This is a genomic window from Sphingobium sp. LMC3-1-1.1, assembly GCF_040676285.1.
GTDB lineage: Bacteria > Pseudomonadota > Alphaproteobacteria > Sphingomonadales > Sphingomonadaceae > Sphingobium.
Genome location: NZ_JBEGHQ010000012.1, coordinates 219,490 through 232,609 on the forward strand (window position 1 = coordinate 219,490; position 13,120 = coordinate 232,609).

A 13,120-nucleotide genomic window follows, 5' to 3' on the forward strand; every position below is an offset into this window, starting at 1 on the left:
TGGCGCGCGAGCCTCTTGACGTCCTGCCTACGGACCAGCCGTCAGCGCGCGTGATAAAAGGATGCGGCGTGAACCATGCCTTCCCCATGCTCCGCATTGCGAATGTGATGACCCATGACCTCTTGTTGACGCATCATGGAGCCGCTGCCACTCACAGCCCTCAAAACCATAGCAAGAGAGGCGCTGTCATGATGGAAAAGGCGCAGGACCTTCCCGACGCAGGTCAGGCCAGCGCGCAAGACGCTGATCATGGCTGGCAATCTGCTGCGGACGAATGGCGGCGGAACTGGCGGGTCGGCCTTGCCGCGTTCCTGGTGATCGGCTTGTCTCATGGCGCTTATCAATCGCTGTCCAGCCTGTTCGTCCTGCCCCTGCAGGAAGCATTTGGCTGGTCGCGCGGCCAGATCGCCTTCGCGCATTATTCATCGCTGATGGTGGCCTTCGCTGCGCCTTTCGTGGGTCGCGCAATAGACAGGTTCGGACCACGCCGGATCATGCTGGGCGGCATGGCCCTTTCCATCCTCATCTATCTGGGCCTGGCATCGATGAACGGCTCCCTGGCGCTGTTCTACCTGCTCAGCGTGCTGGCCGGCGTCATTGGCCTGTCGGCGAGCGGACTCACCTGTTCCCGCGTGGTCAGCCAATCCTTTATACGTTCGCGCGGCGTTTCGCTCGCAATTGCGCGCAGCGGCCTGGCGCTCGCCAGCGCGGCTTTACCGACCATCCTCTTCGCCATCATCGCGCGTTATGGCTGGCGCGCTGGCTATATGACCGAAGCGCTGCTCGTGCTGGTGGTCGCATTGCCTGCCGCCTGGTTCTGGATAGGTCGTTCGCGCACGCCCTCAAAAGTTCAGCATCGACACATGGATGCCGATCTTCCAACCTGGCTGCATTTGCTGCGGGAACGGCGCGTATGGCTCCTTTGCCTGGGCGCTGGCCTGGGCTACGCCCCTGCCACCGCGATCATGACGCAACTGCAACCGCTCCTCATCAGCAAGGGCGTGGAGGCAGGCAGCGCCGCCGCGCTGGTCGGCATGGCCGGAATTGCCAGTTTTGCCGGCGCGATCATCACCGGCAGCCTGGTCGATCGGTTCTGGGCGCCGGGCATCGCTTTCCTGTTCGCCTGCGGTTCGGCGATCGGAACATGCCTGCTGGCGTGGCACGGCGCGATCGAAGGACCGATGGCGGGATTGGCCATATTGCTGATCGGCTTCGGCCTGGGTGCGGAAATCGACGTGGTGGCTTATATGGTGGCGCGCTATTTCGGCATCCGTTCCTTCTCCACCATCTATGGAATGGCAGTGTTCTTCATCGCTTTTTCCGGCGCACTGGGCGCATCGATGCTGGGAACTTCATTTGACCGGCACGGCAATTATGACGCAGCCCTGCTTGTCATCGCCGCCAGCTTCATGGCGGCAGGCTGCGTTTATCTGATGATGGGACGTTATCCTCAGCATAAGGACTGATGCCGGCCGGCGGTGCCGCATCAGCCGCGGGTAGCACCCCATCATCATCTGTCGGAGAACATCATGTCCGATCATACCCCCCTTTCCGCCTTCGGACTTCAAGGCAAATTCGCGATTGTAACCGGCGCGGGGTCCGGTATCGGCCAGGCCACTGCCATGCTGTTCACGCAGGTTGGCGCCCGCGTCCTGTTCGTCGACATCGACGAGGCAGCCGTTCGCGAAGCCGCCAAAGAAAACCAGTCGCCCTATGCGGTCTGCGATATTGCGGACGAAGCACAGGTCATCGCCACGTTCGGTGAAGCGAAGAGACTATTGGGCAGGCTGGACATATTGGCCAATGTCGCAGCCTATCGGCGCAAGGCGGATACCATGACGATGCCTGCCTCTGAATGGGATATCATGCATGCGGTCACCACGCGCGGCACGTTCCTGATGATGCGCGAAGCCATCAGGATCATGCGCGATCAGGGCAGCGGCGGCTCCATCGTCAACGTGTCATCCGTAAGCGCGGATCATCCGACGATCTTCAACAACACCCATTATGATTCCGCCAAGGCCGGCGTCGACGCGATGACCCGCGCCGCCGCCGTCGAATTCGCCGAACACAGGATCCGAGTCAATTCGGTCCAGCCCGGCGGCACGGCAAGCGGCGGCGCAAAAAGGATGGAAAGCGACATGCCGATGCGCGGGCCCATGACGGCTCCGGGACGCATTCCACTCGGCAGAATGTCCGATCCAGTAGAACAGGCCCGAGCCATCCTGTTCCTCGCCAGCGATGCAGCAAGCTACATCACTGGCCATCATCTGGCGGTGGACGGGGGCTACAGCGTCTCCTGACCCATCGGAACCGCCCGAACGCCGTCAGGCCTTTTCCTGCAACCCGGCAAGGATCGCCAGCCCCTCCATGGCCAGCCCCTGATCAAGCTCCCTGGCCAGTCGCGCCTTGATATCTCGCGTCAGAAGGATGCGGGTATAGCGATTGGCCAGGGCGGGACGCGCGACTATGGTGCGGGCGATCTCGCGCGCACGCGGCATCAGCGCATCAGGTGCCAGTACCTCGCCGACCAATCCAAGGGCCAGGGCTTCGGTTGCGCCGATCTCCTGTCCCGTCATCAGGAAATACCGTCCACGGTTCGGCCCCAGCAGCATCGGCCAGATGCTCTGCACGCCATCGCCAGGCACCACGCCGGCCAGCGCGTGCGGCTTGTCGGCGAAGGCAGCGCCCTCGGCCGCCAGCACGACATCGGCAAGCAGGGCGATTTCAGCATGGATGAAGGCCGGGCCATTGACGGCGGCCACCACCGGAATCTCGATCGCCAGCAGATTGTTGAGCAGCGCCCTGCCCTCCCGGAAGATCACGTCCCATGTCGCGCCATTCATCGGCGGCATGTCGCAGTCCATGTCGAACTCAGCGCAGAAGGTGTCGCCCGTCCCGGTGATCAACAGCAGGCGAGCGTCGGGATCAGCCGCGATTTGCGCGAATGCGATACCCAGTTCCTTGTGCAATCCACCCCATAGCGCCCATTTGGCCGGACCCCCATGGTGATGGATACGCAGTTCCACAATGCCGTCATCCTGCGTCATCGTGATATTGTCGAACTGCTGTCCCATCTCTCTTCCCCTCGTCCTTTTCCGTGCTATCAAGCACACACTTGATAGCTGGCGTCGACGCCGTGGCAAGCAGGAAAGGCGAATGGAAGGATGACGAAGGTCAACGACGCGGTTCAGGACACGCTCGACCGGCTTGTCGCGGAAGGCAAGGAAATCGGGATTCAGGTCAGCGCGTGGCTGGGCGAGGAACAGATTGTCGATTGCTGGTCGGGCCTCGCCGATGCCGCCACCGGCCGGCCCGTCGACGGCGACACGCTGTTCAACGTCTATTCCGTGTCCAAGGCGGTGAGCGCCACCGCCCTGCATATCCAGGTCGAACGCGGCCTGGTCGACTATGACGCGCCCGTCGCGACCTATTGGCCGGAATTCGCGCAGGCCGGAAAGGGCGACGTCACCATTCGCCACGTCCTTTCCCATGTTTCAGGCGTGCTGCGCATGCCGCCGGACGTGACGCCCGAGCTGATGACCAATTGGGACTGGATGTGCCGCCGCATCGCGGAGATGGAAGGTGTCTATCCTGCCGGTAGCCGTTCTTCCTACCAGTCGATGACCTTTGGCTGGATGGTAGGCGAAGTGGTGCGCCGGACCGATCCCAAACGCCGCCCTTTCGGTCAGTTCATCAAGGAAGAGATAGCGGACCCGTTGGGCGCCGCCGATCTTTGGATGGGCATTGCCGATGCCGTCGAACCGCGCATCGCGAAGCTGGATGCCGCCGCCGTCTATGTCGCGCCCGACAATAATATGATGCGGGAGGCGCAACCGCTGATCGTCGACCTGATGCCCGATCCCTTCGAACGCCCCTATGTGCGCCGCGCCTGCATTCCGGCTGTGGGCGGCATTTTCAGTGCGCGGAGCAACGCCCGTTTCTGGGCGATGTTGGCCAATGGCGGGCAATTCAACGGCGTCCGCCTCCTGTCCGAGGAGCGCGTCGCCAGTTTCGCCGCGCCACGCCCGCATTTCGAGGATGCGGACCCCGTCTTCTTCGGCATGGTCGTTCCCATCGCCTGGTCCGGATTCTGGTTGGGCGGCGCGGAAAACCCGCCCGTCTCGGCCCCTCGGAACATGCGGGCGCTCTGCCATCCGGGCATGGGCGGCAATATCGGCTGGGCCGACCCCGACCTGAAGCTGGCGGTCGGCATCTGCCACAATCGGATGTTCGACACGATCAATATCGCGGAAGACAGCCGCACCATCATTGGTGATGTCATCCGGGCAGCGCTGTGATGACACACGACTATATTATCGTGGGCGGTGGCTCCGCCGGCTGCGTGCTGGCCGACCGTCTGTCGGAAAATCCGGCGAACAGCGTGCTGCTGCTGGAAGCGGGACCCGAGGATCGAAACCCCTTCATCCACATGCCCAGGGGCGCCGCGAAGCTCTACACCGACCCTAGGCATGTCTGGTATTTCCAGACCGAAGGACATGACAGCGTTCCGGCCGAAACCTGGATACGCGGCAAGATGCTGGGCGGCTCCTCTTCCGTCAACGGCATGATGTATTTTCGCGGCCAGCCCGAAGATTATGACGGGTGGGAGACGCTGGGCGCAAAAGGTTGGGGATGGGACAGGATCGGCGCCGCCTTCCGGGCAATGGAGGGGCATGAACTGGGCAGCGACGGGGTGCGTGGCGGCGAAGGGCCGTTGAAAATCTCGGTCGAACCCATGCGCGATCCCTTGACCGAAGCCTTTATCGCGGCGGGCGAGCAGATGGGCGTACCGCGGGTCGCCGATCTCAACCGTTCGGGCCGCGCTGGCGTGGGGTACACCCCGCGCACCATCTGGAAGGGAAAACGACAGAGCTCCGCCCAGACTTTCCTCAAGCGAGCCCGCGGCAGGGCGAATCTGCACATCGTCACGGGCGCGGTGGTGGACAAGATCCTCTTCACGGGGCAGCGCGCGACCGGCGTCCGCGCCAATGTGAACGGGGTTGTTCAGGACTTCGCCAGCGGGCGTGAGGTCATCGTCAGCGCTGGCGCGCTGATGTCGCCGCAAATCCTTCAGCGGTCAGGCGTCGGCGCCGCGGAGCTTTTGCGCGGACTCGGCATCCCGGTTGTTGCCGATAGTCCCGGGGTCGGCAAACATATGCTGGAGCATCGGCTGCTTTCGATGGTCTATGACCTTGCCGTTCCGCACAGCCACAACAAGGACCTGGCCGGCCTGAAACTCGTCGGCAATGTGCTGCGCTATTATCTCACGCGCTCCGGGCCGATGGCGGCGGGCTATGGCAATGTCGGGGCCTTCGCGACCGTGCTGCCGGAATCGGCAACCCCCGATATAGAAATATTGCTGTCGCCTGCTGTCGCTGCGCCCGACGCCAAGGGGAATATGGTCGCGGATACGGCGCACAGCGTCACCCTGTTCGGCTATCCCCTGCGCTCGCGGAGCGAGGGGTCGGTCAGCATCACAGCGGCCGACCTGACGGCTCCGGCGAAGATCCGGGCGGGATATCTGACCGATCCTTATGATTGCGCCGTCACGGTCGCGATGCATCGCTATCTGCGCGACTGGATGTCCCGTCCCGCCATTGCTCCGATGATCGCGGGCGAACGCGAGCCGACCCGTTCGCTTCAGACCGACGATGAAATCCTCTCCGCCTTCCGTCAGATCGGACAGGCCGGCTATCATGCCTGCGGAACCTGCCGCATGGGCGATTTCCACGATGCGGTGCTGGACGAAAAACTGCGCGTCAAGGGCGTGGACGGCTTGCGCGTCATGGACGGATCGATCATGCCCACGATGGTTTCGGCCAATACCAACGGCCCGATCATGGCGGCGGCATGGAACGCGGCCGACATTATCCTGGAGGGACGCAATCGCTAAAATCCTGACAGACGAAGCTGCCTCCTCCGAGGATGGGGGGCGGGTACGCCGGCGGCGGCGCACGCGCGAGGACGTGGTCCAGCGCATCTGCGATGCCGCGCGGCAATTATTCGCCGAACGCGGCTATGGCGGCACCGCAACACGCGAAATCGCCCGCCTGGCAGACGTCAGCGAGACGTTGCTGTTCCGCTATTATGGCGACAAGGCCGGACTGTTCAATGAAGTGGTCATCGCGCCGTTCCACGCGCTGATGGCGGATTTCGTCGAACTGCATCCCGATCCCACCGCCCCCTATCCCAAACAGGCGGAAACGCGCCGTTTCACTCGGCAGGTCTATGAGCTGTTCGAGGGGAACGAGGCAATGTTCCGCGCGCTGCTCGCAGGAACGCCAGCCAGTGGCGAGGATGCACCGCCGGGGTTGCGCGGGCTTGCACCCTTCTTCGAACAGTCGGTCGATCAGGTCAGGCAGCGCTATGCCCTGGCCGGGATCGATCCGCCCTTCGACCTCAGCATCGGCGTTCGGCTGGGCTTCGGCATGATCGCCGCCAGCGTGATCTTGCGAGACGCCCTGTTTCCCGACCCTCCCGGACGCGGGGCCGTGCTGGACGTGCTGGAGCAGCTGATCGCGCAGTCCTTGGTAGGACCACCACTTGATTGACAGCGCATGCGGGTCAAATTATGTAGCATATACTACATAGGAGAGATTCCAATCATGGAAGCCGCCGTCAGAATCCAGGAATATGACGATCCGAGCTACGATCCGTTCAGTGCGGACGACATCAATTTCGGAGATATGCTCGATCCCTACCCGCAGATCGCGCAATGGCGCGCACAGGCGCCGGTGCTGGAGGGCGATTACCGCCCTAAAATGGGTCTGCAGTCCGCCACCTATCCCGATCGCAAGATGTTCACCATTGTCGGTTCCGACGAGATATTGACCGTTCTCACCGACACGGATCGCTTCTCCAACCATGGCTACAGGTTCAACATCGGCGAAACCTTCGGCCAGGGCAGCATCAGCGTCATGGATAATCCCGAACATGGCCGCTGGCGTAAAATCTTCCAGAAGATCTTTCTGCCTCAATATGTGAAATTATGGGGCGAAACCATCGTGGATCCCGTCGTCCACAATTTGATGGACAAGTTCGTGGGCATGGGCCGCGCCGATCTGGTCGAACAATTCACCCTGCTCTATCCTTTCGAGGTGATCTACCGGCAACTGGATCTGCCGGCGTCCGACGTCCGGACCTTCCAGCGCCTGGCGATCGGCCAGACCGATTACATGCACATCGACAAGGCGCAGGAGGCGTCGCGCAAGCTGGGGGAATATTTCACCGCGCTGGTTGAGGAGCGGCGGCGCAATCCCGGTGAGGATCTCGTCAGTCTGCTCGCCAATACCGAAGTGGATGGCGATTATCTGCCGCCTCTGGTGCTGATTTCCTTCCTGCGGCAGCTGATGAACGCGGCGGGCGACACGACCTATCGCGGCACCAGCGTGCTGCTGACCGCGCTGCTGGAACATCCCGACCAGCTCGACGCTATCCGGACGGATCGCAAACTCATTCCTTTCGCGATCGAGGAAGCGCTGCGCTGGGACGGTCCAGTGGCTGTTCAGCTCCGCATGGCGAAGCAGGACGTCGTTCTGGGCGGCATGGAAATCCCGGCCGGGTCGTTGCTCGACGTGGTGGCTGGCGCGGCCAATCGCGACCCTGCGATATTCCCCGACCCGGACAGGTTCGACATATTCCGCGAACGCAAGGCGCATTTTTCCTTTTCCCGCGGGCCGCATATATGCGTGGGACAGCATCTTGCGCGCGTGGAGATGACCCGCGCGCTCCATGCGGTGCTCGACAATCTGCCCAATCTGCGCTTCGATCCCGACAAGCCGCGACCGGAAATACGCGGCACCATGATGCGTGTGCCCAGGCATCTCCATGTCCGCTTCGGCGACTGAACTTCGTCCCAAAGGAATTATCATGCCAAATCTGATCGTAACGACGCGCGATGGCACGGAACGGGAAATTGCCGCCGCTGCGGGGCTTTCCCTGATGGAGGCGATCCGGGACGCCGGCGTCGATGAAATGTTGGCGCTGTGCGGCGGCTGCTGTTCCTGCGCCACCTGCCATGTGAAGGTCGATCCCGCCTTTACCGGCCTTCTGCCGCCCATCAGCGAGGATGAGAGCGACCTCCTCGATAGTTCAGACCATCGCGATGAATATTCGCGGTTGTCATGCCAGATCCCGCTCACGAGCGAACTGGACGGCCTGCGCGTTGCGATAGCGCCGGAGGATTGAAGGGCAGCGGACGTTAATGGACGGCGAACTCCATCGCATGTGTGAAATCCTTATCTGCCTACGGGCATGTCCTTGCTCCGCTCGTCCGCAGGGTCGAAACAGTTTCAGAGAGGACGACTATGAGCGCTGACGTGACAATCATGCCCGAAATCGAGCTGGCTCCGCGCCCGGACCATGTGCCGCCCGAATTGGTACGCGATTTCAACATCTACGACGTCCCTGGTTCGGCCGAGGACGTTCAAGCCGCATATGCAGCGGTGCAGCAGGCCAACCCCGATATTTTCTGGACGCCCTATAATGGCGGTCACTGGGTTGCGACGCGGGGTGACGACATCGTCGCGATGCAGCGCGACTATCATCATTTTTCGCACAAGCATATCGTCCTGCCTCCCATGCCGGAGGGTACGCCGCGTCAGATTCCGTTGGAGATGGACCCACCGGAACACGCCCGATACCGCCGCCCCCTGATGCAGTCATTGATGCCGGCAGTTGTTTCAGAACTGGAAAGCACGGTGCGCGACGTGGCAGTGCAGGCGATAGAGCGCGTCCTGCCGCAGGGCGAATGCGAATTTATCGAGGATTTCGCCAAGGTTTTGCCAATCCACGTGTTCCTGGAACTGGTCGAGCTGCCATTATCCGACAAACATCAGCTTTTGCCGATTGCGGAACGTTCGGTGCGCGGCCACACGGCCGAGATAAGGCTGCAGGCGCAGCAGGAAATGGGCGGATATCTGCTGGACAAGATTCGTGCCCGCCGCGACAATCCGGGCGAGGATCTGCTGAGCAAGCTGGTCAATGTCAATGTTGGCGATGGGCGGATTTCGGAGGATGAGGCCGTCAGCTATGCGACATTGGTATTGTTCGGCGGGCTCGACACTGTGGCAGGCATGATCGGATTCATTGCGCGTTTCCTTGCGATGAATCCGGGACACCGAAAGCAATTGGTTCAGAGGCTGGGTGATGAGGATTTCGTCAAGCATGCCATAGAAGAGATGATTCGCCGGCATGGCCTTGCCAATACATGCCGCGTGATCGCCGAGAATTTTGACTATAAGGGTGTGCAGTTCCACGCCGGTGATCGAATATTGCCTGGCAATCTTTGGGTGGGCCTGGACGACCGCATCAACGAAAATCCGCTGGTCGTTGATTTCAACCGGGAAAAACCGGTTCATGCGGCGTTCGGAAATGGCGCCCACGCCTGCCCCGGCGCGGTGCTGGCGCGGCGGGAAATCCGCATCTTCCTCCAGGAATGGTTGAGCCGCGTCCCGGACTTCCGGATCAAGCCGGGAACGAAGCCCGTGCTGGCAACGGGTTTGGTGAACGGCGTGCTGCGCCTGGATCTGTGCTGGCCCTGAGCTGCCCCGCCATCCACTGCTCACATGCTGGTTGGCGAATGGCGCAAAATGCCCTGATGACAAGAGACGCGCGCTCGTCGCGCGCGTCCCCTCCAACAGTTGAACAAGGCGAATGACGCGCCCTGCGGGGCGCGTCAAAACCGGGTCAGATCAGGCCCTGGCGACGCGCCGCCTTGGCGACGGCGGTGAATTCGTCATAGACGGTCAACGGTTCATGAGCGATCGCGCCGTCCGTGATGCTGTCCCAATGCGCTGCAATATCTTCAACGCTGGGGGGGGTGGTTCCCATCGGCGCGACCCAGCCGTCAGCAGCGCAGATGCGGACCTTTGCGTACCGACCGCTGTTCTGCGAATAGATGCCGTGGGTAGAGGTGCATTTTTCGCTGACGAGATACACGGCAAGAGGCGTATTGAACGGCACTTCGATGCGGCCTTGGCTGACGGCATAGTCAGCGCCCTTAACCGCATCGGCAAAGGCAGGTATTTCCATGAAACCGGCATCCATTTCCGCTGCCAGTCGGGATTGGGCGGTAGGCAACAGGAGGTTCGACGTGATGCCATAGGCCGAACCCTCTATCGCGACGATATGGCTGAGGCCCATCAGGCCACCCTTGGCCGCGGCGTAGTTGGCCTGCCAGGCATGGCCGAACATCGCCGAGGCGGAACCGGTGAAAAGGAAGCGTCCATAGCCGTTCTGGCGCATCGCGCGATAGGCGGGCTGGGCCACATAGATGGCGCCCTTCAGATGCACGTCGATGATGGCGTCGATCTGCTCGTCGGTCAGATCCTCGAAACGGCCATTGCGCAGGAACCCGGCATTGTTGATGCAGATGTCGACCTTGCCGAACGCGTCCAGAGCGGCCTGGACAATGGCCGCTCCCCCCTGGCGGGTCGATACGCTGTCATAATTGGCGACGGCTTCCCCGCCCTGGTCGCGGATTTCCTGAACGACCAGGTCCGCGGCATTATGCGATTGCCCCTGCCCCGACCCGCTGCCTCCCAGATCGTTGATGACGACCTTCGCACCGCGCCGGGCAAGTTCCAGCGCATAATCCTTGCCCAGGCCATTGCCTGCGCCGGTGATGATCGCCACGCGGCCGTCGAAACGCAAATCGGTCATGCTCATCCTCTTCCTCAGCTCTCATTCGCCCCGCACTCGTTCCGCGCAAACGGGCCATCCCTCCATGGCGGCAGCGGGTTCGATCCTATCCATTCGCCCGAAGGGCGCCAGCGCGAGGACGAAAGATCGGCTATTCGATGAAATGACAGCCAGGCTCAATTCACGCTCTGCACTTGCCCGCCGTCCATCCGCACATTGGCTCCGGTCATATAACCCGCGTTCGGGCTGGCGATCATGCAGACCACATGCGCGATTTCCTCCACCCGGCCGATGCGGCCGACGGGTATGGGCGTCAACTCGCGCGCGGCGCGGGCTTCCGCTTCCTCCAGCGATATGTCGCCCCAGCCCATGTTGCGCTTGAGATTGCCGAGCCAGGCCTCAACCGCCGGAGTGAGGATCATGCCGGGGCTGATGCTGTTCGCCGTGACGCCGCAAGGGCCCAGCGATTTCGCCAGGCTGACCGTCATGTTCAGCATGGCTGCCTTTGCCGCGCCATAGTCTGGGCCAAGCGCTATGGGCTGCGTGGCTGCCGCGCTGGCGACGTTGATGATGCGGCCCCATCCCCTCGCCTCCATCCCCGGCAGAAGGCGACGGATCATGCGGGCCGCGGCAATGGCGTTGAGCTGGTAGGTACCCTCCCAGCCTGCCTCATCCACCTCCGTCCAATGCATGGCCGATGTCCCCACGGCACCCCCCGCATTATTGACCAGAATGTCGATCTCCCCCGCGGTCTCGACAACCGCGTCCGCACCCGCATTGGTGGAGAGATCACCGACAGCCACCCGGGTGTCACCGCCAATGGAATCCGCTACCGACTGCGCCTTTCCGGCATCGCGGCCATGCACCACGACGGTGCAGCCTTCCGCCGACAGCATGCGCGCTATCCCCGCGCCGATTCCCGAACTGCTGCCCGTTACCAGCGCGCGCTTCCCTGCCAGTCCAAGGTCCATTCCTGTCTCTCCTATGCTTTAACGACATGCTCGATGGCGAGCATGGTCGCGTAATCGCTGACGAATTCGGCGACATCAGCCCCGATCACGGCAATATCCTCCGGCGTCCTGAACAGGCCGCCGCGCAACGCGGCTTCGCTGGGGAAATGAAGGTGCGCCATGCCGAACCACGGATCGGCCGGCGACAGGCGATCCTGCACATAACGGTTCATGCCGACATGGATCTCGCAGGCGAGCGGAATATGCTCGTCCCAGTGCCGTTCCACCTCCTGCCGCGACAAATCGGCAAGGGCGCGGATGAAGGAAAGCTGCGAAAGGCCCGGCGTGACGCCGACTGCCGGCGCTTCCGTCGCTGCCTTGCCGACGACCTGCGTCGACGAACGCACCTCCACCTGTTCCCAATCCGAACGCAGGCTATCCGCATCGAAGGCGGCGTCGGTCCAAAGTTCGATCACCGCATCATAAACCGGCGGCGAGGGCGGGCCGCCTTCCTCACTTGGGGCATGCTGCCCCACATGAACCACGATCCGTTCGGCCATTCCGGCCCATGGTTGCGCCCCGGCCCATTCGGACGGGGATGCCGCCATGGTCGACCGCGGACCGCGCAAAAGAATGACGCGCTTCATCTTTTCCTCTCCTCAACTGGTCTTGCGCGCACGAATCGCACCGATTAGAAATAAACGGTACAGTTTTATTATTCCGGAGCAAGCGTGCCGCAAAATGCCATCGAGAAGCCACGCCGAGGCAGGCCCACTAATGCGGATGCGCCCCTGCGCGAGGCTGAACTGATCGATGCGGCCGCCCGCGCCTTTCTGCTGCGCGGCTATGCAGGTGCGAGCATGGATCATATCGCCGCCGCCGCCCGTGTCAGCAAGGCGACCATCTATGCCCGGTTCGGCAACAAGGCCGCCTTGTTCGAAGCCGTCGCGCTCCACAGCGTCGCATCCATGCGCAGCGATGTACGGAGTATCGCGACCAAGGGACGGCAGCCCGTCGATGTGCTGACGGATTTTGCCCTGCGCATCACCAGCGAGGTGGCGGATGCGGAACGGATCGCCGTGCTTCGGCTCGCCATCGCGGCAAAGGACAGCTTTCCTGATATCGCCCGGCGGCTGCACGGTCATATCGCCGATACGGTGGCGCCGATTACCGAATATCTCGATACTCTGCGCGATGCCGGATACAGGATCGACGATCCCGCGCGATTGGCGCAGCATTTCATCAACCTTGCCAATGGCGGGCTGCGTTTCCTGTTGACCGACGACTTTGCGGATGCCGCGTTTCGCCGGCAATGGGTGAAGGGCGTGGTCGCCCTGTTCCTGCGGGGGATACAAGCGTGAAGGAGCATCGGCGCATTGGCCGCCAGGGCGGGCATCACGAATATGCTGTCTTGCGGCCGCGTCTCGCCCCCACAATTGCCGATCGCGGCTTTTTATGGAACGCCGGACGACAAAGGAGCGAAGACGGCCCAGGGAACGCAGGCCTTCCCACTGCCGGACAGCGCC

At 62.3% G+C, this 13,120-nt stretch carries 13 protein-coding genes; 9 read left to right on the forward strand and 4 right to left on the reverse strand.

Annotated features, from left to right (window positions below; all coding sequences use genetic code 11):
* Nucleotides 1–188 precede the first annotated feature (188 nt).
* The gene (locus tag MRBLMC3_RS11280; protein WP_363828729.1) at nt 189–1,466 is read left to right on the forward strand and encodes an MFS transporter; all 1,278 of its coding nucleotides are present in this window, start codon (nt 189–191) and stop codon (nt 1,464–1,466) included.
* 63 nt (nt 1,467–1,529) lie between these two features.
* Complete coding sequence (locus MRBLMC3_RS11285; protein ID WP_363828732.1) at nt 1,530–2,303, forward strand: SDR family NAD(P)-dependent oxidoreductase; 774 nt, start codon at nt 1,530–1,532, stop codon at nt 2,301–2,303.
* Between the two features lie 24 nt (nt 2,304–2,327).
* Here the strand turns inward: MRBLMC3_RS11285 and MRBLMC3_RS11290 are convergent, their stop codons facing one another.
* Nucleotides 2,328–3,077: an enoyl-CoA hydratase/isomerase family protein gene (locus MRBLMC3_RS11290; RefSeq protein ID WP_363828735.1), complete on the reverse strand. Its 750-nt coding sequence runs from the start codon at nt 3,075–3,077 to the stop codon at nt 2,328–2,330.
* A gap of 90 nt (nt 3,078–3,167) precedes the next feature.
* Here MRBLMC3_RS11290 and MRBLMC3_RS11295 point away from each other — a divergent pair, with 90 nt between their 5' ends.
* The 6 genes from MRBLMC3_RS11295 (at nt 3,168) to MRBLMC3_RS11320 (ending at nt 9,545) form a co-directional block, all read left to right on the forward strand.
* A complete protein-coding gene (locus tag MRBLMC3_RS11295) occupies nt 3,168–4,301 on the forward strand; it encodes a serine hydrolase domain-containing protein (RefSeq protein ID WP_133651245.1) in 1,134 nt (377 codons plus the stop codon).
* Nucleotides 4,301–5,896: a GMC family oxidoreductase gene (locus MRBLMC3_RS11300; protein WP_363828739.1), complete on the forward strand. Its 1,596-nt coding sequence runs from the start codon at nt 4,301–4,303 to the stop codon at nt 5,894–5,896. The genes MRBLMC3_RS11295 and MRBLMC3_RS11300 overlap by 1 nt, the downstream gene beginning before the upstream one ends.
* Nucleotides 5,897–5,969: 73 nt before the next feature.
* Nucleotides 5,970–6,554, forward strand: a complete 585-nt coding sequence (locus tag MRBLMC3_RS11305; protein ID WP_363828742.1) for a TetR/AcrR family transcriptional regulator — start codon at nt 5,970–5,972, stop codon at nt 6,552–6,554.
* 54 nt (nt 6,555–6,608) lie between these two features.
* Entirely contained in the window at nt 6,609–7,850 is a 1,242-nt protein-coding gene (locus tag MRBLMC3_RS11310; RefSeq protein WP_363828745.1) for a cytochrome P450, read from the forward strand.
* 22 nt (nt 7,851–7,872) lie between these two features.
* A complete protein-coding gene (locus tag MRBLMC3_RS11315; protein ID WP_363828748.1) occupies nt 7,873–8,190 on the forward strand; it encodes a 2Fe-2S iron-sulfur cluster-binding protein in 318 nt (105 codons plus the stop codon).
* Between the two features lie 140 nt (nt 8,191–8,330).
* On the forward strand, nt 8,331–9,545 hold the full coding sequence (locus MRBLMC3_RS11320) for a cytochrome P450 (protein ID WP_363829438.1): 1,215 nt from the start codon (nt 8,331–8,333) through the stop codon (nt 9,543–9,545).
* A gap of 145 nt (nt 9,546–9,690) precedes the next feature.
* Here MRBLMC3_RS11320 and MRBLMC3_RS11325 read toward each other — a convergent pair whose 3' ends face one another.
* From MRBLMC3_RS11325 to MRBLMC3_RS11335, 3 genes are all read right to left on the reverse strand, one after another.
* A complete protein-coding gene (locus tag MRBLMC3_RS11325; RefSeq protein WP_363828751.1) occupies nt 9,691–10,665 on the reverse strand; it encodes an SDR family NAD(P)-dependent oxidoreductase in 975 nt (324 codons plus the stop codon).
* A 155-nt stretch (nt 10,666–10,820) separates the two neighbouring features.
* On the reverse strand, nt 10,821–11,615 hold the full coding sequence (locus tag MRBLMC3_RS11330; protein ID WP_363828754.1) for an SDR family NAD(P)-dependent oxidoreductase: 795 nt from the start codon (nt 11,613–11,615) through the stop codon (nt 10,821–10,823).
* A gap of 11 nt (nt 11,616–11,626) precedes the next feature.
* On the reverse strand, nt 11,627–12,241 hold the full coding sequence (locus MRBLMC3_RS11335; RefSeq protein ID WP_363828757.1) for an EthD family reductase: 615 nt from the start codon (nt 12,239–12,241) through the stop codon (nt 11,627–11,629).
* 84 nt (nt 12,242–12,325) lie between these two features.
* Here MRBLMC3_RS11335 and MRBLMC3_RS11340 point away from each other — a divergent pair, with 84 nt between their 5' ends.
* Nucleotides 12,326–12,955, forward strand: coding sequence for a TetR/AcrR family transcriptional regulator (locus MRBLMC3_RS11340; RefSeq protein ID WP_363828760.1), 630 nt, complete (start codon nt 12,326–12,328; stop codon nt 12,953–12,955).
* Nucleotides 12,956–13,120 lie beyond the last annotated feature (165 nt).

Excerpts from the sequence above, each read along its gene's own strand:
- MRBLMC3_RS11290 (WP_363828735.1), bottom strand. The coding sequence starts at position 3,077 with ATGGGACAGCAGTTCGACAATATCACGATGACGCAGGATGACGGCATT.
- MRBLMC3_RS11335 (WP_363828757.1), bottom strand. The coding sequence starts at position 12,241 with ATGAAGCGCGTCATTCTTTTGCGCGGTCCGCGGTCGACCATGGCGGCA.
- MRBLMC3_RS11310 (WP_363828745.1), top strand. The coding sequence starts at position 6,609 with ATGGAAGCCGCCGTCAGAATCCAGGAATATGACGATCCGAGCTACGAT.
- MRBLMC3_RS11325 (WP_363828751.1), bottom strand. The coding sequence starts at position 10,665 with ATGACCGATTTGCGTTTCGACGGCCGCGTGGCGATCATCACCGGCGCA.
- MRBLMC3_RS11285 (WP_363828732.1), top strand. The coding sequence starts at position 1,530 with ATGTCCGATCATACCCCCCTTTCCGCCTTCGGACTTCAAGGCAAATTC.
- MRBLMC3_RS11320 (WP_363829438.1), top strand. The coding sequence starts at position 8,331 with ATGCCCGAAATCGAGCTGGCTCCGCGCCCGGACCATGTGCCGCCCGAA.
- MRBLMC3_RS11295 (WP_133651245.1), top strand. The coding sequence starts at position 3,168 with ATGACGAAGGTCAACGACGCGGTTCAGGACACGCTCGACCGGCTTGTC.
- MRBLMC3_RS11300 (WP_363828739.1), top strand. The coding sequence starts at position 4,301 with ATGACACACGACTATATTATCGTGGGCGGTGGCTCCGCCGGCTGCGTG.
- MRBLMC3_RS11280 (WP_363828729.1), top strand. The coding sequence starts at position 189 with ATGATGGAAAAGGCGCAGGACCTTCCCGACGCAGGTCAGGCCAGCGCG.
- MRBLMC3_RS11315 (WP_363828748.1), top strand. The coding sequence starts at position 7,873 with ATGCCAAATCTGATCGTAACGACGCGCGATGGCACGGAACGGGAAATT.
- MRBLMC3_RS11330 (WP_363828754.1), bottom strand. The coding sequence starts at position 11,615 with ATGGACCTTGGACTGGCAGGGAAGCGCGCGCTGGTAACGGGCAGCAGT.